The organism is Parazoarcus sp. PS-13 R2A (assembly GCF_057621855.1).
The window spans coordinates 1-18,144 of record NZ_JBYEXN010000017.1 but is presented as its reverse complement, the minus strand read 5'-3'; the positions used below and the strand labels follow the sequence as shown (position 1 = coordinate 18,144).

Here is an 18,144-nt window from a genome sequence, read left to right as displayed (position 1 = left end):
CGGCCTTCGTGCGCTGGTCGTTCTGACCGGCCCACTCTGCGCCCGTAGCTCAGCTGGATAGAGTACTGCCCTCCGAAGGCAGTGGTCGGACGTTCGAATCGTCTCGGGCGCGCCATATTTTTCAATGGGTTAGGTCAAAGCGACCTAACCCATTTTTATTTTTGGCCCATCTTTGGCCCATTCTTGGCCCAAGTCTGGCCCACGATCCTTCCAGAAATTTTTCGCAGCACCAATTTTGACCCCTGCTTTCCTAGCCAAAACAGTAAATTTTTTTAAGGCGGCAAGGCAGCGCGCCCTTTCTTCACACAACGCACCGTACCGACTCAAGGCTGAACATCAGTCGATGATGAACTTTCGTTCGGTAATGTCGGTATGTGCTGCGCCAGTTGCTCAAGACGACACTCGAAGTAATCGCATAGCCGGTCGAGGTTGTCTGTAACAGTGCTGTAACCCGGGTGGTTTGCGATTTTCGACAATGTCATCCGGTTGATACCAGTTTTGGCAGCAACCTCCGTCATCGTAATCACGCGACGTTCGCGAAACTCCTTCTCCGCGACAAGTTCCTTAAGCCTGAACCTAATCATGATCTACGCCTGAGTCTGTTTACTATCGAGTGATAAAAAACATTATCACCCGCAGTTGACATTGCTCACAACCATGATTAAATTTGTTATCAGAAGCTCATATATCGTGACTTCTGCAAACGACTTTAATCAAGGAGAAAGTCATGTCACTCACCTACCTGACCACAGACGAACTCTCGGTGCGAATCAAGTATGACCCGAGAACGATTCGTGAGCGCCTCAAGGACAGCGTGCTGCTCGAGGGCACCCATTACATCCGCCCGTTTGGCGGCCGCAAGATCCTCTATATCTGGGAGCAGATCGAGCAGGACATGGCAGTTCGGTCGTCGGTCAGCTCGTTCGCCATTCCGATGGCCAACGGAGGCATCTGTCATGGGTAGCATCCGAAAGCATGACCAGACCGGCGCGCTCTTCTTCGACTTTCGGTACCAAGGACAGCGTTGCAGGGAATATACGGCGCTACCAGACGCACCGAGCAACAAGAAGAAGCTTGAGAAAATGTTGCGGCTAATCGAAGCCGACATCGCAGCCGGCACCTTCCAGTACCGCAGCTACTTCCCGAACAGCAAGAACGCCGCCAAGTTCGACGATAAGCTGTCTCTGACCATCACTGCGGCCGCTATCGTTGGAGCAGCGCCAGCGCCCACCACCCCGCTCTTTTGTGACTTTGCGGAGGTCTGGTACGGCGAGCGGGAGATCGAGTGGCGCAAGTCGTACAAGCTCACGCTCAGGGCGACACTCGACAGTCATTTGATTCCCCATTTCGGGGATAAGGAGGTCGGCCAGATCTCCAAGGCGGAAGTGCTTGCCTATCGCGCCGAGCTCGGGAAAGCAACCGCGAAAGGCAAAAAGACGAAGCTGTCTGCAGCAAGGATCAACAAAGTGATGAACCCACTCAGGCAAATCCTCAATGAAGCGGCCGACCGCTTTGATTTTCGCACACCGTTCCACAGCATCAAACAGCTTCGTATCAAACGGACCGACGTCGATCCATTCTCGCTCGATGAGGTGAAGACCATCCTGGACACGATCCGGGCGGACTTTCGCGACTACTTCACCGTGCGCTTCTTCACCGGCATGCGCACGGGCGAGGTCGATGGGCTGAAGTGGAAGTACGTCGACTTCGAAAACCGTCTGCTCCTCATCCGGGAGACCGTGGTGAATGGCGAGGACGAATACACCAAGACCGACGGCAGTCAGCGCGATATCCAAATGAGCCAGATCGTATTCGAGGCGCTGAAGCGACAGCAGGCCGCTACGGGCACGCTCTCCGAGTACGTGTTCTGTAACCGGCTCGGCAAGCCGCTCGATCACAAGAACATCACCAACAGGGTGTGGTACCCGCTGCTGCGCCACCTCGGGCTGAAGAAGCGCCGTCCCTACCAGTGCCGGCACACGGCAGCAACGCTGTGGCTCGCCGCCGGCGAGGCACCGGAATGGATCGCCCGCCAGCTCGGACACACGACGACCGAGATGCTCTTTCGCGTCTACAGCCGGTATGTCCCGAACCTCACGCGCCGGGATGGCTCGGCCTTCGAGCGACTGATCACGGGCGCCATCGCCGAGCATCCGCTGGATGTCACTGTGGCGGCAAACGGAGGGGGCGACCATGAGTGATCACTACTTCCCGGTGCCCAGCGCTTCCGAAGATCTGGTCGTCCAGAAGCTGCCGCCCGCCTTCCGTGTCTGCTCGATCGAGCGATACCCCCACGGAGACGCTGGCGTGCTGTCACGTGCCGCGCTTTATCATGATGCAGCTTCGCTCTCGGTCGAATGGTCCGATCGCCACGCGGACAACCGGATTGTGGCGGGCGCACTGGTCTCAATCCGCTGGCGCGGTCGCCCAACCTCCATTGGTGGTGCGGTGAACATTGCTCGCCTCGCGGTGCTTGAGCGGCCCATGCCCTCATTGAATCTCTTCGCGACAGTGCTCCCGAGCTGGGTGCGCGATCGTGCATTGCTTAAGCGTGCTGCCAAGTTGTGGGAAGCGCTTCCACTGCCGTATCGGCATCTGCTGAACGCGATCTTCTGGGACGACAACCGCTTTCATCGCTTCGTCATGGGACCAAGCTCGCTCAACGGTCATCATAACGACCGTGAAGGCAACCTCCGGCACAGCGTTGAGGTTGCCGAGCGAGCCCTCGCACTGGCCGCCGGTGATCCCGTTGTCTGCGAAGAAGCACTTATTCTTGCAGCTCTACTTCACGATGCAGGCAAAGCCGATGAATACCGCCTGGCCAACCGACGGCTTGTGCTTTCGGACCGCGGGCGTCTCATCGGGCATCGCACCACGGTGATCGAGTGGGTCGCCGCAGCGTGTGCAAAGCACAACGTGGATATTCCCCATGATCACCGGTTGGCACTGATTCATATCCTGTCGAGCGCCAAGGGCGCGCCGCTCTGGCTCGGCCTGCGGGAACCGCAAAGCCTTGAGGCGAAATTGCTCTCAATGGCAGACAGGGCATCTGGAGAGGGCGAATTGATCCGACGGCACGCGCCAAAGAGCACGGGGTTTGGGCAGTACCATCGGCATCTTGGCATGCAGCCGTATGTGATTGTGAGCGGGGCAAGTGAGCACTTGTGAGACATCGAGCGAGGAGTATGCCTAGAGGCCCGGGCCACTGAGAGGTGAGCACGGGCTTTTTTGTATTCGGCATCGGAGGATAAGTCAGGAAAGTTCAATCCACGCGCACCCCGTGAGAGGTGCGCGACCAAGCTGCGCCTCATAGCCGATCTTGCCGCTGATGTTTCAATCCACGCGCCCACGCGGGGCGCGACCAGAGAACATCGAAGTGCTCAAGCGACAACTGGACGTTTCAATCCACGCGCCCACGCGGGGCGCGACTCAGTCCAAGGCAAAACGCGATACCGCACGTCAACGTTTCAATCCACGCGCCCACGCGGGGCGCGACCAGTCCAACCCCAGCACTGCGCCCGATCGTTTGTCGTTTCAATCCACGCGCCCACGCGGGGCGCGACGTCGTTGCCCCGGCTGCCGTGGCGGCCTATGGATTGTTTCAATCCACGCGCCCACGCGGGGCGCGACTCACCACAGCATCCGGTGGAGATGCGCTGCAATGTTTCAATCCACGCGCCCACGCGGGGCGCGACGTTTCACCCGCAGCGCAGGCTTGGACGTTATACCGTTTCAATCCACGCGCCCACGCGGGGCGCGACCACTGCAAAAAAATCCAGATCAACGCACCAAGCAGTTTCAATCCACGCGCCCACGCGGGGCGCGACGCCCTGCGCCGTCGCCGAGCATCCCTCAACGCAGTTTCAATCCACGCGCCCACGCGGGGCGCGACGAATTGCCAGCAGTTGCGACGTATCGTTACTCGTGTTTCAATCCACGCGCCCACGCGGGGCGCGACCCAGCATTTCAATCCGGCGTGACACGTCGGCGGGTTTCAATCCACGCGCCCACGCGGGGCGCGACGCATCTCGCATGTCTCGGACCTTGCCACCGTCCTTGTTTCAATCCACGCGCCCACGCGGGGCGCGACATGATCCCGCTGTAGCGCCTGACAAATTGAACTGGTTTCAATCCACGCGCCCACGCGGGGCGCGACTAATGCCCATCAGATGCGCACCTGCAGTTTGTTGTTTCAATCCACGCGCCCACGCGGGGCGCGACTCACCCAACCCGGCAACTTGGCCACGTGACCGAGGTTTCAATCCACGCGCCCACGCGGGGCGCGACTCGGCTGCCGATCAGCTCATGGCAGGCGACAATTCAGTTTCAATCCACGCGCCCACGCGGGGCGCGACCGTCGTAGCCACCGGGGATATTGAGCGCCATACCGTTTCAATCCACGCGCCCACGCGGGGCGCGACCACCCTGCGCCGTAGCCGCGCAACCCTCAACACAGTTTCAATCCACGCGCCCACGCGGGGCGCGACCTTTGCCGTCGTCTTCTTCGACACCTCACCGTAGCCGTTTCAATCCACGCGCCCACGCGGGGCGCGACGTGATCAAGGGCTATGAGGGCGATCTCAAGGGCGCAGTTTCAATCCACGCGCCCACGCGGGGCGCGACTTCGAACAGGATGCGGTTGGCCTTTCGCATGGCCTCGTTTCAATCCACGCGCCCACGCGGGGCGCGACGACACCACACTCAACCGCGATGCGACCAGCGGAGTGTTTCAATCCACGCGCCCACGCGGGGCGCGACACATGGCCGAGATTGATCTGAGACTCCCTCAGAGGTTTCAATCCACGCGCCCACGCGGGGCGCGACCTTCTGCCCGTACCGGATGGCTTGCTCGGATGCGTTTCAATCCACGCGCCCACGCGGGGCGCGACTGTGCTCGCCTATGACTTTGATGCGCTGCTTGTGTTTCAATCCACGCGCCCACGCGGGGCGCGACAGTTCAGCGCGCAAGTGGTCGCCGGCATCCAGCAGTTTCAATCCACGCGCCCACGCGGGGCGCGACCGCACGTATCGCCTGCGGGTGCAGTAATGGCTCGTTTCAATCCACGCGCCCACGCGGGGCGCGACCCTGGCGGTGACGGTCTGGGTCATCGGCCGTGGTGAGGTTTCAATCCACGCGCCCACGCGGGGCGCGACACGAAGTCAAAGGATGGGTGCCTGACGAAGACGAAGTTTCAATCCACGCGCCCACGCGGGGCGCGACACGCTTCAGGAAGTTTATTGCAGCCTGCGTCGCTTGTTTCAATCCACGCGCCCACGCGGGGCGCGACGACGCCCGGAGTGGTGCCATTTCAATCTGCCGCTGTTTCAATCCACGCGCCCACGCGGGGCGCGACGCCTTGATGAGTCTGTCGGCTTCATCCTTCATCAGGTTTCAATCCACGCGCCCACGCGGGGCGCGACGTGTTAGCGAGCTGCGCGAACGACCGCGACAGGTCAGTTTCAATCCACGCGCCCACGCGGGGCGCGACCATTGCGAACAAGCCCAAGCGCCTCGGCGCCAGTGTTTCAATCCACGCGCCCACGCGGGGCGCGACCGTCGGCGAGCGCATTCAGTCCAGACGACTGCCAGTTTCAATCCACGCGCCCACGCGGGGCGCGACGGAGGTCTTCCAGCTGCTTGATCTGCTTCCTGATCGTTTCAATCCACGCGCCCACGCGGGGCGCGACCTATAACGAGGGCGCGCGCTGCTGGCCGTCACCAGTTTCAATCCACGCGCCCACGCGGGGCGCGACCTGATAGCCGCGTCAGCTCGCCGACTGCGACGTTTCAATCCACGCGCCCACGCGGGGCGCGACGTGTTGTTCGGGCCTTCAGTGAGGGTTACGGTCTGTTTCAATCCACGCGCCCACGCGGGGCGCGACCAGTCCAGTAGTCAGGCGCACCGCCGACCATGTTGTTTCAATCCACGCGCCCACGCGGGGCGCGACGTGTTAGCGAGCTGCGCGAACGACCGCGACAGGTCAGTTTCAATCCACGCGCCCACGCGGGGCGCGACCATTGCGAACAAGCCCAAGCGCCTCGGCGCCAGTGTTTCAATCCACGCGCCCACGCGGGGCGCGACCGTCGGCGAGCGCATTCAGTCCAGACGACTGCCAGTTTCAATCCACGCGCCCACGCGGGGCGCGACGGAGGTCTTCCAGCTGCTTGATCTGCTTCCTGATCGTTTCAATCCACGCGCCCACGCGGGGCGCGACCTATAACGAGGGCGCGCGCTGCTGGCCGTCACCAGTTTCAATCCACGCGCCCACGCGGGGCGCGACCTGATAGCCGCGTCAGCTCGCCGACTGCGACGTTTCAATCCACGCGCCCACGCGGGGCGCGACGTGTTGTTCGGGCCTTCAGTGAGGGTTACGGTCTGTTTCAATCCACGCGCCCACGCGGGGCGCGACCAGTCCAGTAGTCAGGCGCACCGCCGACCATGTTGTTTCAATCCACGCGCCCACGCGGGGCGCGACACTGCCGTAGGCGCCGAGTTCTTCATAAATCGTATGGTTTCAATCCACGCGCCCACGCGGGGCGCGACCGAGCGCGGACGGTCGCCGTTGCGCCGTTCGACTCGTTTCAATCCACGCGCCCACGCGGGGCGCGACAATCCACGTTAGCGGACATTTCACCGCCACGGTCTGAGTTTCAATCCACGCGCCCACGCGGGGCGCGACGAGCAGATCGGTAAGCACCCGCGCTGGGTGTTTCCGTTTCAATCCACGCGCCCACGCGGGGCGCGACTACTCGACGGCTTCGTCCCGGGAGGAAACGCAGTAGTTTCAATCCACGCGCCCACGCGGGGCGCGACGTTTCAGGATAGTTACGGCGATGGAATCGCCCTTGTGTTTCAATCCACGCGCCCACGCGGGGCGCGACAATCGACCCTGGGGCCCCTAAGCCGACAGATACCTGTTTCAATCCACGCGCCCACGCGGGGCGCGACCTTTGTGTGCAATGGGAGTGGATCAAGTACGCTCCGTTTCAATCCACGCGCCCACGCGGGGCGCGACACTCTGGATCGTTCTCGAGCACGTTCAGCGTGTTGTTTCAATCCACGCGCCCACGCGGGGCGCGACCGGCGCCGAGAGCCTCGCCCAGTTGGTGCGCGCATGTTTCAATCCACGCGCCCACGCGGGGCGCGACATCCCCACCGTTTCGCACTAGGCTGAAACCAAGAAGTTTCAATCCACGCGCCCACGCGGGGCGCGACTCCAAACCACGAACTCGGACGAACTCGGATCAGTTTCAATCCACGCGCCCACGCGGGGCGCGACTCGCTGGAGGTTCGCTGGAGTGTCTGAGGTGTTAGTTTCAATCCACGCGCCCACGCGGGGCGCGACGCCTTCTTCGCGGTCGCCGATGCTGCCCAGGGTTTGTTTCAATCCACGCGCCCACGCGGGGCGCGACGGTGAGCGTGGCAATGCCCACGCTGCCCACGGTCTCGTTTCAATCCACGCGCCCACGCGGGGCGCGACCTGCGATGGCGCCCGCGCTGGCGGATGCGGGGGCGTTTCAATCCACGCGCCCACGCGGGGCGCGACTTTTCGATTTCACAGTTCTTCCTTCAGGTAGTTTTGTTTCAATCCACGCGCCCACGCGGGGCGCGACATCCTCGATCTCTGCCTTAGCCATAGCCTTGCGCAGTTTCAATCCACGCGCCCACGCGGGGCGCGACGTCGAACAGACCACCAGCAAGCGCGGCAAGGTAGAGTTTCAATCCACGCGCCCACGCGGGGCGCGACTCAAGGGCGACGCGGGGATGAAGGCAACGCAAGCGTTTCAATCCACGCGCCCACGCGGGGCGCGACCCAATTGCGAGCAATCCGTTCGCGGCTGCTGGTGTTTCAATCCACGCGCCCACGCGGGGCGCGACGTAGCAGGCTCCCAGGCCCGCAACCACGCGATGTTTCAATCCACGCGCCCACGCGGGGCGCGACGCTCACAGCTTTTGCCGGCAGCTTCGTAGGCGTGTTTCAATCCACGCGCCCACGCGGGGCGCGACGGACACGCCGGACACATGCACGCTGTCGCCCACAATGTTTCAATCCACGCGCCCACGCGGGGCGCGACCGAGGTTTTGCTGCACCTCTTTGAATCCGTCACGTTTCAATCCACGCGCCCACGCGGGGCGCGACGCATTTCAGAAGGCGAGATTGCCGAACACCTCGGACTGTTTCAATCCACGCGCCCACGCGGGGCGCGACTCGCTCAGCGAAAACATCCTTGTAATCACCAAGCGGTTTCAATCCACGCGCCCACGCGGGGCGCGACGACGGTCAAGCGCAACGCCATCGGCTATCTGATGTTTCAATCCACGCGCCCACGCGGGGCGCGACCTATGTATATGTCATTCGTGATGCACATTGGGATGTTTCAATCCACGCGCCCACGCGGGGCGCGACGCCCTGTTGCGTGTAACAAACGCAACGTGTAGCTGTTTCAATCCACGCGCCCACGCGGGGCGCGACCCGTACTGGATGTTTGTAGCGGGGTTGCTCACGATGTTTCAATCCACGCGCCCACGCGGGGCGCGACTATATGTGACCGGTTGGGCTCGTCACCAAAGAATCGTTTCAATCCACGCGCCCACGCGGGGCGCGACCCAGCGCGCAACGGTCGAGTGGGCGCTAAAGCGAGGTTTCAATCCACGCGCCCACGCGGGGCGCGACCCGGCGTACTCTGTCGAGGCCGATTATGACTACCTGTTTCAATCCACGCGCCCACGCGGGGCGCGACATGATCCGCCTGCCCGGGAAAGCCTGGCGCAGCGGTTTCAATCCACGCGCCCACGCGGGGCGCGACACTCACCCTTTTTTCACCACCACCAGCAGGAGTATGTTTCAATCCACGCGCCCACGCGGGGCGCGACATACAGGGCATGCACGCGCACGCGCCGAGGGACGGTTTCAATCCACGCGCCCACGCGGGGCGCGACGTATCACCGGCCGGCTGCTGGATCGAATCAAGGGTTTCAATCCACGCGCCCACGCGGGGCGCGACAAATGGTGATCGGCGGGCACCGCGTGCCGGTGGCGTTTCAATCCACGCGCCCACGCGGGGCGCGACACTCCGGGCGTGCCTGCCTCTGGAGTCCTGCCTGGTTTCAATCCACGCGCCCACGCGGGGCGCGACCCGGGCAACTCACCGCGCAAGCCGGCGGATACGGTTTCAATCCACGCGCCCACGCGGGGCGCGACATCCGTCTCTTTTTTTGTTGACATGGTTCGTTTTGTTTCAATCCACGCGCCCACGCGGGGCGCGACCCGCTTCTGGAACGACCCGATCAATCAGATGGACGTGTTTCAATCCACGCGCCCACGCGGGGCGCGACATGAGCAGCGCCGCATGCCCCAAGTGCTGGTGGAGTTTCAATCCACGCGCCCACGCGGGGCGCGACGCCGAGCGGAACCGCGGCAGGCGATCGCCGATGTAGTTTCAATCCACGCGCCCACGCGGGGCGCGACAGTGCCCTCACAACTCCATGAGAACAATACGAAAAATACCGGATATCTGCGAACTCTGGTGAGAGTTACCGTAAAGCAGGAGTAAAAGGCTGACATCTGCAGCCAGATACTCGAAGAATGGGAGACTTTGACCTATTGCGAACCTCCCGGGGTTTTCCCGGACGCTTCAGGTTCGCGCCGTTATTCAGAGAATGAGCGGACCATTCAAGTCAAGAACCGGTTTTGCACCGACATGCTCAACCTTTGTCTGCCAATTTTTACCAAGATAATAGAAGCGCAGACTGTCCTGCTCTGGGTCGATCAGCTCACACAACTTGCTCTTGAGAAAGGTCCACTGGGCAAAATCCACTTCGATCTCGAACACGGAATATTGCACGCGCTGGCCGTAATCGCGACACGCCTTGGCCAGTCGCCGTAGGCGTTTCTGTCCGCTCGCTGTGATCGTACTCACGTCGTAGCTAACGAGGACCATCATGATGAAACCCTACTTCCAGAGAAAAGGAGGGTAAGCATCAAGATCGCCTCGCAGGTGCCTAGCAAGCAACTGTGCCTGGATAGCGGGAAACAGCCCGATGTCGATTTTTTCGTCGATAAAGGCGTGGCGCAATTGCTCTCTCTTACGCTCCTGGTAGGCGGTGAGAACGGTCTTGCGCGCGTCCTCCTTAAGCAGGACAGCGCCATTGTCCATACGCGTGAAATCACGCGCGGACACCTGTTTACGATTGATCAGCGACAAGACCAGACGATCAGCAAACACGGGGCGGAACTCCTCAACAAGATCCAGTGCGAGACTAGGGCGACCGGGGCGGTCTCGGTGGAGGAAACCCACGGCGGGATCAAGCCCCACTGTTTCGAGCGCCGACCGGCAATCGTGGGTCAATAATGTGTACAGGAAGGACAGCAGCGCATTCGCCGAATCAGTGGGAGGACGGCGGCTACGCCCGCCAAAACGCATCGCCGCATCAGGTACTCGTATCAAGTGGTCAAGCACTCCGAAATAGGCCTGTGCTGCTTCTCCTTCCAGGCCACGCAGAACGTCGACCGGCGCATCGGCAAGCAGTCGCACGCCGATCCGCTTCAAGCGCTTATCGGTATGCAATAGCGCTGCGCGTGCCTCCGGCGGCAGATCTTCGCCGTAATCACGCAGTCCGCGTGACACCACGGCGCGCTGGTTATGCACCTTGCCCACAAGAACGTTGCGCACGATGGCGGCACAACGCGGCCCGTCGTCGCTTCGTCGGTACTGCTCGCGGCGCAGCAACACATTGCCGGAAACCGGCCCTTCCACGCGGGCGAGGAACTTGCCGTTGGGGCTCAGATAGCTCACGCAGATCCCCTGCTCGGCGCAGTAGCCGAGCAACGGCGGGGAAACTAGGACGCGGCCGAAGCACACCAGGCTGTCGAGCATGTGTGCCGGCAGGCGGGCGCGGGTTTCGCCTTCCACCTCCATGACGATGTTTTCGCCATCCTTGCGCAGCCACGCGCCTTCGGTGGTCACATACACGGTGTTGAGTTGGCGACGCATGCGTCAGGGTTCCTCAGCAATCTGCTCGCGTAGCCAGGCTTCGACATCCCGCCCCTTGTCGAGCAGCTTGGGTTGGCACAGTTCGATGAGCGAACAGGCGTCGCAGCGTTTCGCCAGATAGCTCGCCGTTGGTGTTTGCCCCGCGCGGATCATCTCGCGCGTGGCCTGTATGGATTCCAGAGTCAGCTGACGAAGCGCGTCGTCAAACACCACAGTCTGCCGGCGACGTGTCTGACCGTAGAATAAGACGCCCTCCGCCACCCGGCAGCCGAACATCGCTTCCAGGCACAGCGCCTGCGCGCACAGCTGTACCTCGTCGGCACGGTGGGCTTTGGGGCGGCCGCGCTTGTACTCGACCGGCACGGGATGCTCGCCTCCCTCTTCCGCCCGAAACTCGACGACATCCGCCACCCCGGCGATGCCCAGTTCCGCGCTGGACAGCGGCATCGCGGTAATCGTGCGCACGCCGTGGCGGCGCTCGATCTGCGGGGTGTCGGCGCGGTCGTGCAGCACGCGCCCTTCCGCGGTCTGGCGGTTCTCGGCCCACAGGCGCTCGACATGGATCAACGCGCACTGCCGCGGGCAGTAGAGATAGTGCTGCAGCGCGGACAGGGGAACGAGATCGTCGGATTCGTCCATGCTTCGCCCCCCTTCGCCCGCTGCTTTACAACAGCTCGCGCACGCTCACGCCCTTGGGCATGGCTTCCGAATCGACGCGGACGCGATAGTCCGCAAAACTGCGTGCGGGTCGGTCTTCCGTGCCCTCGGCACGCTGCACCTTGACCGCATCGAACAGCGCGTGCGCCGGGGAGTTGCCCATGGCGCTCTCATGTTCGAACACGATCAGCTTGCGCGCCGCCATTTCACCCCGCGCTGCGGAGCGGTCGTGCTCGAACATGTTGATGAGCGCGTTCCACAGCAGTCGCAGGTCGTCGTCGGAAAAGCCGGTGCGCTCGGCCAGCTTGGCGGAGACAAAGCCGTGCGCGCGATACAACCCATAGGGCAGGATGTGCTTGCGGCCCATGGTGCGGTTGTCGCCCGACTGCTTCTCCGCTTCCTCCGCAGTCGTCACTGCCATACGGGTAATTGAGATTTCCAACGGAAGGACTGGCTCGACTGATGTCGCAAACGCCAGTTGTACCGGCCCCCGTACTTGGCCGGCATTGACACCCGTAGTCATCACCGCGCCGAAGGTGCGCACGTCGAAGAAGTTCGCGCACATCCACGCGGTGATTTCGCGTGCCTTGGCCTCGTCTTTCGGCAGCTTCTTCAGTTCTTCCTTGCTTTCATTCGTTAGACCGACGCCTTCGCGGCCCAGAAGGTGCTGTGCGTTGAGAATGGCCTTTTCTTGCATATAAATCGCGTAGCCCGATCCGCCGTTTCTATCCAAAGCGACGAAGTTGCGGATCTTGCGCTTAAGCGCGACGTCGGTCACCAGGCCGCAGTTGGTTTCCGGGTCCAGGCGCGGCAGGTTGCCGGCGTCCGGGTCGCCGTTGGGGTTGCCGTTGATGACGTCGAACAGATAGACGAACTCGTAGCGGTGGGCGATGGCGGTCATTGGTCGGCTCCTTCGGTTTCGATGTCGGTGGGTTCGGCGGATTCGTCGGCGGGCGCGTCCCCGACCGCGTCGCGGCGCGTGAAGTAGTACTGCGACTGGTGGTAGTAGCCGATGGCGAAGCGGCCCTGGTCTTCGATCTTGAGGCTGCGCGGGAACTGGTCGGGCAGGCCGCCGACGATCTCGCGGATGTCCTTCTCCAGGTTCACCGCCTGGCCCATGCGCTCCTTGCGCAGCTTGCCGAGGTGGTTCTGGGTGTTGCGCAACAGCACCGGAAAGATCGAGGCCGGTGTGGCCGATGCCGCGCCGTAAAAGCGGTCGCGAATCGTGGCGTTGACCTGGCCGCCCAGGGCGGCGCGCTGCACGTTTTCCAGCACTGCGAACAGCCGCCCGAGCAGGTAACCGGGCTGGGTGGATTGCTTGTCGAGACTCACGGGGATCTCCTCCTCGGATGTACGAATGTCCCGGCGCCGTTCGCGCGCCAGAACGCCCTTGCACAAGGCCACGCGCAGGCCGGAAATGTCTCCGTCCGCCCGAAACCGCATGATGGTGTTGGCCAACAGACTGCGTGGATACGGCCCGCCGCTCAGAATGGCTCGCATCGTCTCGCCAATGACGATGTTGATCGCGTCGTCGGCCTTGGGCTTGGCGCCCTCGCGATGCGGCACGGTCGCCAGCACCAGCCGATACGCGGATGGTTCGGTGCGCCACGGCAGCGGTTCGAGACGCAGGTCTTCAGCGTGCTGGGCGATACGGCCAGCGAGCACGCCCAGCGTATCCACTTGCCAGAAGCGCACCGACAGACGCGACGCGTTGGGCGCGAGGCCCAGCACGTACATGCGGGTGCTGGGTTCGAGATTCGGGGCGAGGTCCGCCACCGGGTGGCCTTTCGCGATGCAGTCCAACACCGCACGCACCCGCGCGGCCTCCGAAGCGTCATCGGCGGGCGGGCTGAGCATGGAGGCGAAGAGATCCTCGGCGGCGCTTGCTTGCTTTGCATCGACCGCTTCGGCCCAGAACACCACTGAGGCGTCGCCCACCTGCAGGCGTTGACGGTTGTGTTCGCCCCGGCGTAGCAGGTAGTTCAGCGCCGTGGTGTAGGCGAAGGCGGCTTGTTCGGATACCGGTGCGTTGTCGCCCTGACTCTTGGCATAGGACGTGAAGGCATCGAGATTGAAGGAAACGATGGACGCACCCGAGCTCTGCGCTCCGTTCACCCCCTTGATCGCGGGATGCAGGCGGGCCACCGGTGCCACTTCCCCGCTGACCAGGCAAACCGTCCCGCTTGCCGCCGCTTCCTGTCCCCCGTCGCCTGCGAGCAGCCGGGCGCGCACCGCCCGTGCGGCTGGCCGGTCGTGCAGGAAGCAATGCTCGCCGTCCATCCGGAACACGAGGTTGGCGTCGACCATGTCGGCAGGGAAACCACGTGCCTCGAACTGATCCGGCGACCAGCCGCGCAGGAAGCTGAGCAAGGCCTTGAGTCCGGGGTCGTCCTCGCCGGCGAGCACAGTTTCGTGCAATTCGACGAAGTCCTCATGCTCCTTGTCGGTGCGCTTGCTTGTGTTGCTCACACCAAGCACGTAGCTGGTCTTGTCCCAAAGGAAGTTGGACTTGATGCCGACGGTGCGTTTTTCGGCCTGCGGCACGTTGAGCATGCGCGGCAGGGGCTTCTTGCCGGAGGTGTCGCGAATGTCGTTGACCTGCGCCACATCGCCATCCGGCGTGAGCAGGATCTCGAAGCTGATCTTTTCCGGGCTGCAGCCCGCAGGCGCCACATCCTCGGCCTGTTGCTCGATCAGCCGCTCGTAATAGCGGTTCAACGCCTGCAGGATCATGACTTTACCCCCTCGCCCTGCCATGGCGGCACCTCGATCACGCCTGCCTTCAACTGCGCGCGAAAGAAGCGCGGCGTCATGTCCCGGGCGAAATCGATGTCGTGCAGCATCCAGCCCAAGTCCTTGTCCGCATCGCGTGCGGGGTGCGCGTCGGGCAGCGGCTGGCCGTCCTCGATCAGGCTGAAATGGGCGGGAAACTCGCGCACGCCCAGGCAGGGGGCGTGGAAGTGCTGCCCCTTGCGGGCGCGGCGGTTGAAAATGTCCAGATGCTTGCCCACCGAATCGTCCGGCCCGGCTTTGTCGGTGAGTTCGAAGTGGGCCTCGATCACGTAGGCCACGTCGCGCAACACCGTGGCGGCACGCTGCTGGCGGTCTTCATCGACATAGGTCGCCAGCCCGGCGGTGGTGCCCGCCTTCATCGCCCTGCTCACGTTGCCGGGTGACAGCTTGCTGCCAACCTCATTGCGACGGATGGATTCAAAGCGCACCGGCTTGAGCACATGGATGCGATCCACCACCCAGCGGATCGCCGGCTTCCAGTGAATGGCCTCCAGGATGCCGCGCGCGGCCGACGGCGTGATGACGTCGTAGCTCACCCGCTCCACCTTCATTTCCGGCCGCGTGAAGCAGGCCCGATCGCCCCAGACGTGCAGGCGGATTCCGTAGCTCATTGACACCCTCCCTCCCAAATCGGGCTGTGCGTATGTCGCGAACGTGCTCGACGCAGTTAACGACAAGGCTGCTCTTCTGGGTAGTGCCTCCGACAAGATCACCTGCCGGAGGCACGGTTTCATCAAACGCTTTCGGCTAACAGCTCAATGTTTCAATCCACGCGCCCACGGAGGTGCGACGAGAACTGCAAAGTACGGTACAGTTCAAACGCACCTTGATTGGCAGGCGAGGTGCGAGTTGAGTCGTGGGTGATTGAGTTCAATCTCCTATCAGGGTCATATGGGTTCTAGCCATATACGAGCCCTCCTTACTAGCCCCAGACGCTAGCTCTGCCGCGTGGCAGCGGTTGCTACTTGAAGGCCTCGGTGTTGGCAGACACCGGGGTCTTCGCCATTTCGTAGCTAGCGTACACAGACAATGGGGATGCCGTCAAATTATATCATCGCTTTCAGCTAACAGTTCAATGAACAAGTTTATCCAATAGCTCAACGAACGTTCACCAAAGCAGTCGCTCTGTGCTTAGGAAGGAAGGATCGTCCCAAGACAGCCCAGAATGTTGGTTGTACAAGTCTTCGTTCACCAGTTCCATGAACTGTTCCCCCCATCTCTCCGGCGCAACCGGCTGAATCGCGCCCGCCTTGCGCAGCGCATCGAAGCCGTTGCGCGGCAACTGCACCAGATACGGCTGCAGCTTGCGTGCGAGGCCGCCGCTCTTGTCCACGTGATGCAGGCTCTTCAGGTACTCGCGGGCGTCGTCGTCGAAGGGTACGATCACCGGCATCTGCACGGTGTCGATCATGCGGAACTTGGCCGCCAGCGTTTCCAACGGCAGGGAATCGATGCGGCTTTCCGCGCACAGGCCAAGCAGGTTAGCGGCATCCAGTTCCTTGTCGCCTTTCTGCCAGTAAAGGAGTCGGAAGTAGGCTTCGATCGCGGACGGCGACAGCGGATCGTCGCGGAACCGCGGCTGGCGCATGACCTCCTGCGCGGCCTGGGCAAACTGGCGCAGTTCCGGCGGCGGTGCCCAGTCGCTGTTGGCGGTGCCGAACACGCGCACCTCGCTCAGCTCCGCTGCGCGCTCGCCGTTGCGGTTGCAACGCCCGGCCGCCTGGGCGACTGAGTCCAGGCCGGCTTCGGCGCGGTAGACGGTGGGCAGCGAGATGTCGACGCCGGCTTCGATCAGCGACGTCGACACCAGCCGGCAGGGCTCACCGGCCTTGAGGCGTACCCGTACCTCGGCGAGCACCTGGCTGCGATGCTTGGCGCACATCAGCGTGGTCAGGTGGCGCGCGCCGGGTTGGTAGGCGAGTGCCTGATACAGGGCGCGGGCGTGGCGGCGGTTGTTGACGATGCACAACACTTGATCGAGATCGCGGAGTTGCGCCGCGAGCGCGTCATCGTCGAGCGTGCCGACATGGCGCACACGTACCCGGTCCAACTTGCGGAAGAGTTCCGGCGGATTCGGGGCGAGTTCACGCACGTTCTCCAGTCCGCCGCGAAAATCCGGCGCGTTCAAGGCCGGCTGGGTGGCTGTGCACAGGACGACGCTGCTGCGGTAGTTCCGGGCCAGTTCGTCGATGGCCGCGACCGCCGGCCGTAACAGCTTCAGCGGCAGGGTCTGCGCCTCGTCGAGGATGACCACGCTGCCGGCGATGTTGTGCAGCTTGCGGCATTGCGACGGGCGTGCCGCGAACAGACTCTCGAAGAACTGCACTGCTGTGGTGACGACGATGGGTGCATCCCAGTTCTCCATCGCCAGCCGCAGTTTTTCCCGGGCCTGGTAACGCTCGGCGTCCGAGCGCGGAAGTGGCGCTGCGACGAAGGCGCTGTGGTGTTCAAGCACCGCCGCTTCGCCCAGATCGCTCAGCGCGGAACGGAATACCGCAGCGGTCTGCTCGACGATGCTGGTGAAGGGAATCACGAAGATCACCCGCCGCAGCCCATGCTTAATCGCGTGATCGAGCGCGAAGGCGAGCGAGGCAAGCGTCTTACCACCGCCGGTCGGTACCGTGAGCGAGAATAGGCTGGGCGCATGCTGCGCGGCTTGGCGCGTATAGGCGAGAATGTCCGCGCGGATGCGATTGACGTCGGAGTCGGCTGTGAAGCCCAAAAGATGAGTATCGAGGCGCTCGCGCAACGCTTGCAGGGAGGGGACTTCGAGCGCGCGCGATGCGTTGCGGTCGTTGGGCTGTCCGGGAGGGGCGACCCGATCGTAAAAGGCCTCGGTATCGAGGTAGTCGGCATCCACCAGGCTGGAGAACAGCATGCGCGCAAGGAATGCGAACTGAAACATGCTGCGCTCTTTGTGGAGCAAGAGTTTCGGTGCGTGCAGTTGCTCCGGCAGGAATATCTCCTGTGCCCAGTCGTCCTTCAGCGGCGGTAAGCCGATGCCCTTCATGCGGTCGCGAAGTCCCGTGCGTTCACCGCCCTCAGCTCCGTTCGCCAAACCTGCGTGATGGCCGGCGATGCCATAGGCGAGCAACATGCCGATCGGGCCGAAGCGCTCTGCAGCGATCATCGCACCTCGGGTGGCGTGATCAACACGAATCGCATTCCCCGCGATGCGTCGTTGAAAGTCTTCCGAATACTTGCCGAGATCGTGAAGTAACCCGGCTACCTCAGCCAATGTTGAAGCGCCGAAGGTCGCCGCGTTCTTACCGGCAATCTTGCCGACGCTATGAAGATGCTCCGCTAGGCTTTGCCAATCGGATTTATCCACGCTCGGCGTGGAATGCGCGTAGTAAGCCATCACGGAACACGCCAAAACGGCGATAAGTTGTCACTCATGCCATCATGATATCCATTTTCCTTAGGCGATAAAGTCCTGCGAAAACAAACTTGACCATACGACCTGACGGAGAGACCGGTAATTGGAGGACAGGTCGGCAGATTCGCGGCATAGGAGGCATCCAGCCGAGGGGCATTGACCTGCCCCGATTCTTCGGACCACGAGTTACTTGAGACGGATGGCCTCGTGGTCGTTGCCTGACTGGTTCTGAACGTACTGCGCCGGGGTCAGGTATCCCAGCGCAGAATGCGGTCGTACTTCGTCGTAACGACGGCGCCACTGCTCGATGACGACGCGT

The 18,144-nt window shown here is 62.6% G+C and carries 12 protein-coding genes, 1 tRNA gene and 1 CRISPR repeat array; of the genes, 4 read left to right on the top strand and 9 right to left on the bottom strand.

Annotation, left to right across the window (positions count from 1 at the left end; translation table 11 throughout):
* Window positions 1–38: 38 nt before the first annotated feature.
* Window positions 39–115 (top strand) — tRNA-Arg (locus tag AC22G6_RS15410).
* A gap of 208 nt (window positions 116–323) precedes the next feature.
* On the opposite strand, the gene AC22G6_RS15405 is transcribed toward AC22G6_RS15410, so the two are convergent.
* Complete coding sequence (locus AC22G6_RS15405) at window positions 324–584, bottom strand: helix-turn-helix domain-containing protein (RefSeq protein ID WP_487367483.1); 261 nt, start codon at window positions 582–584, stop codon at window positions 324–326.
* A 143-nt stretch (window positions 585–727) separates the two neighbouring features.
* On the opposite strand from AC22G6_RS15405, the gene AC22G6_RS15400 reads away from it, so the two are divergent.
* The 3 genes from AC22G6_RS15400 to AC22G6_RS15390 are packed head-to-tail and all read left to right on the top strand — an operon-like array spanning window position 728 to window position 3,168.
* Window positions 728–964, top strand: a complete 237-nt coding sequence (locus tag AC22G6_RS15400) for a hypothetical protein (RefSeq protein WP_487367482.1) — start codon at window positions 728–730, stop codon at window positions 962–964.
* A complete protein-coding gene (locus tag AC22G6_RS15395; RefSeq protein ID WP_487367481.1) occupies window positions 957–2,201 on the top strand; it encodes an Arm DNA-binding domain-containing protein in 1,245 nt (414 codons plus the stop codon). The genes AC22G6_RS15400 and AC22G6_RS15395 overlap by 8 nt, the downstream gene beginning before the upstream one ends.
* The gene (locus tag AC22G6_RS15390; protein ID WP_108972072.1) at window positions 2,194–3,168 is read left to right on the top strand and encodes an HD domain-containing protein; all 975 of its coding nucleotides are present in this window, start codon (window positions 2,194–2,196) and stop codon (window positions 3,166–3,168) included. Before AC22G6_RS15395 ends, AC22G6_RS15390 begins: the two co-directional genes overlap by 8 nt.
* Before the next feature lie 162 nt (window positions 3,169–3,330).
* A CRISPR array of direct repeats spans window positions 3,331–9,471; the repeat unit is 32 nt; unit sequence GTTTCAATCCACGCGCCCACGCGGGGCGCGAC.
* A 184-nt stretch (window positions 9,472–9,655) separates the two neighbouring features.
* On the opposite strand, the gene cas2 is transcribed toward AC22G6_RS15390, so the two are convergent.
* The 8 genes from cas2 to AC22G6_RS15350 form a co-directional block, all read right to left on the bottom strand.
* On the bottom strand, window positions 9,656–9,946 hold the full coding sequence (gene cas2, locus AC22G6_RS15385; RefSeq protein ID WP_108972071.1) for a CRISPR-associated endonuclease Cas2: 291 nt from the start codon (window positions 9,944–9,946) through the stop codon (window positions 9,656–9,658).
* A gap of 9 nt (window positions 9,947–9,955) precedes the next feature.
* Window positions 9,956–10,996: a type I-C CRISPR-associated endonuclease Cas1c gene (gene cas1c, locus AC22G6_RS15380; protein ID WP_487367480.1), complete on the bottom strand. Its 1,041-nt coding sequence runs from the start codon at window positions 10,994–10,996 to the stop codon at window positions 9,956–9,958.
* A gap of 3 nt (window positions 10,997–10,999) precedes the next feature.
* Complete coding sequence (gene cas4, locus AC22G6_RS15375; protein ID WP_487367479.1) at window positions 11,000–11,635, bottom strand: CRISPR-associated protein Cas4; 636 nt, start codon at window positions 11,633–11,635, stop codon at window positions 11,000–11,002.
* Between the two features lie 25 nt (window positions 11,636–11,660).
* Window positions 11,661–12,554 carry a type I-C CRISPR-associated protein Cas7/Csd2 gene (gene cas7c, locus AC22G6_RS15370; RefSeq protein ID WP_487367478.1) on the bottom strand — a complete coding sequence of 298 codons (894 nt, stop codon included), beginning with the start codon at window positions 12,552–12,554 and terminating at the stop codon, window positions 11,661–11,663.
* On the bottom strand, window positions 12,551–14,386 hold the full coding sequence (cas8c, locus tag AC22G6_RS15365; protein ID WP_487367477.1) for a type I-C CRISPR-associated protein Cas8c/Csd1: 1,836 nt from the start codon (window positions 14,384–14,386) through the stop codon (window positions 12,551–12,553). The genes cas7c and cas8c overlap by 4 nt, the downstream gene beginning before the upstream one ends.
* Window positions 14,383–15,057 carry a type I-C CRISPR-associated protein Cas5c gene (cas5c, locus tag AC22G6_RS15360; RefSeq protein ID WP_108972066.1) on the bottom strand — a complete coding sequence of 225 codons (675 nt, stop codon included), beginning with the start codon at window positions 15,055–15,057 and terminating at the stop codon, window positions 14,383–14,385. Before cas5c ends, cas8c begins: the two co-directional genes overlap by 4 nt.
* Window positions 15,058–15,554: 497 nt before the next feature.
* Window positions 15,555–17,807: a CRISPR-associated endonuclease Cas3'' gene (locus AC22G6_RS15355; protein WP_108972065.1), complete on the bottom strand. Its 2,253-nt coding sequence runs from the start codon at window positions 17,805–17,807 to the stop codon at window positions 15,555–15,557.
* 204 nt (window positions 17,808–18,011) lie between these two features.
* Window positions 18,012–18,144: integrase core domain-containing protein (locus AC22G6_RS15350; protein WP_487367561.1), on the bottom strand; the 133-nt coding region annotated here is incomplete at its 5' end.

Coding starts and splice junctions, on each gene's coding strand:
- AC22G6_RS15400 (WP_487367482.1), top strand. CDS start 728: ATGTCACTCACCTACCTGACCACAGACGAACTCTCGGTGCGAATCAAG.
- cas4 (WP_487367479.1), bottom strand. CDS start 11,635: ATGGACGAATCCGACGATCTCGTTCCCCTGTCCGCGCTGCAGCACTAT.
- AC22G6_RS15355 (WP_108972065.1), bottom strand. CDS start 17,807: ATGGCTTACTACGCGCATTCCACGCCGAGCGTGGATAAATCCGATTGG.
- cas2 (WP_108972071.1), bottom strand. CDS start 9,946: ATGATGGTCCTCGTTAGCTACGACGTGAGTACGATCACAGCGAGCGGA.
- cas7c (WP_487367478.1), bottom strand. CDS start 12,554: ATGACCGCCATCGCCCACCGCTACGAGTTCGTCTATCTGTTCGACGTC.
- AC22G6_RS15405 (WP_487367483.1), bottom strand. CDS start 584: ATGATTAGGTTCAGGCTTAAGGAACTTGTCGCGGAGAAGGAGTTTCGC.
- AC22G6_RS15395 (WP_487367481.1), top strand. CDS start 957: ATGGGTAGCATCCGAAAGCATGACCAGACCGGCGCGCTCTTCTTCGAC.
- cas1c (WP_487367480.1), bottom strand. CDS start 10,996: ATGCGTCGCCAACTCAACACCGTGTATGTGACCACCGAAGGCGCGTGG.
- cas5c (WP_108972066.1), bottom strand. CDS start 15,057: ATGAGCTACGGAATCCGCCTGCACGTCTGGGGCGATCGGGCCTGCTTC.
- cas8c (WP_487367477.1), bottom strand. CDS start 14,386: ATGATCCTGCAGGCGTTGAACCGCTATTACGAGCGGCTGATCGAGCAA.
- AC22G6_RS15390 (WP_108972072.1), top strand. CDS start 2,194: ATGAGTGATCACTACTTCCCGGTGCCCAGCGCTTCCGAAGATCTGGTC.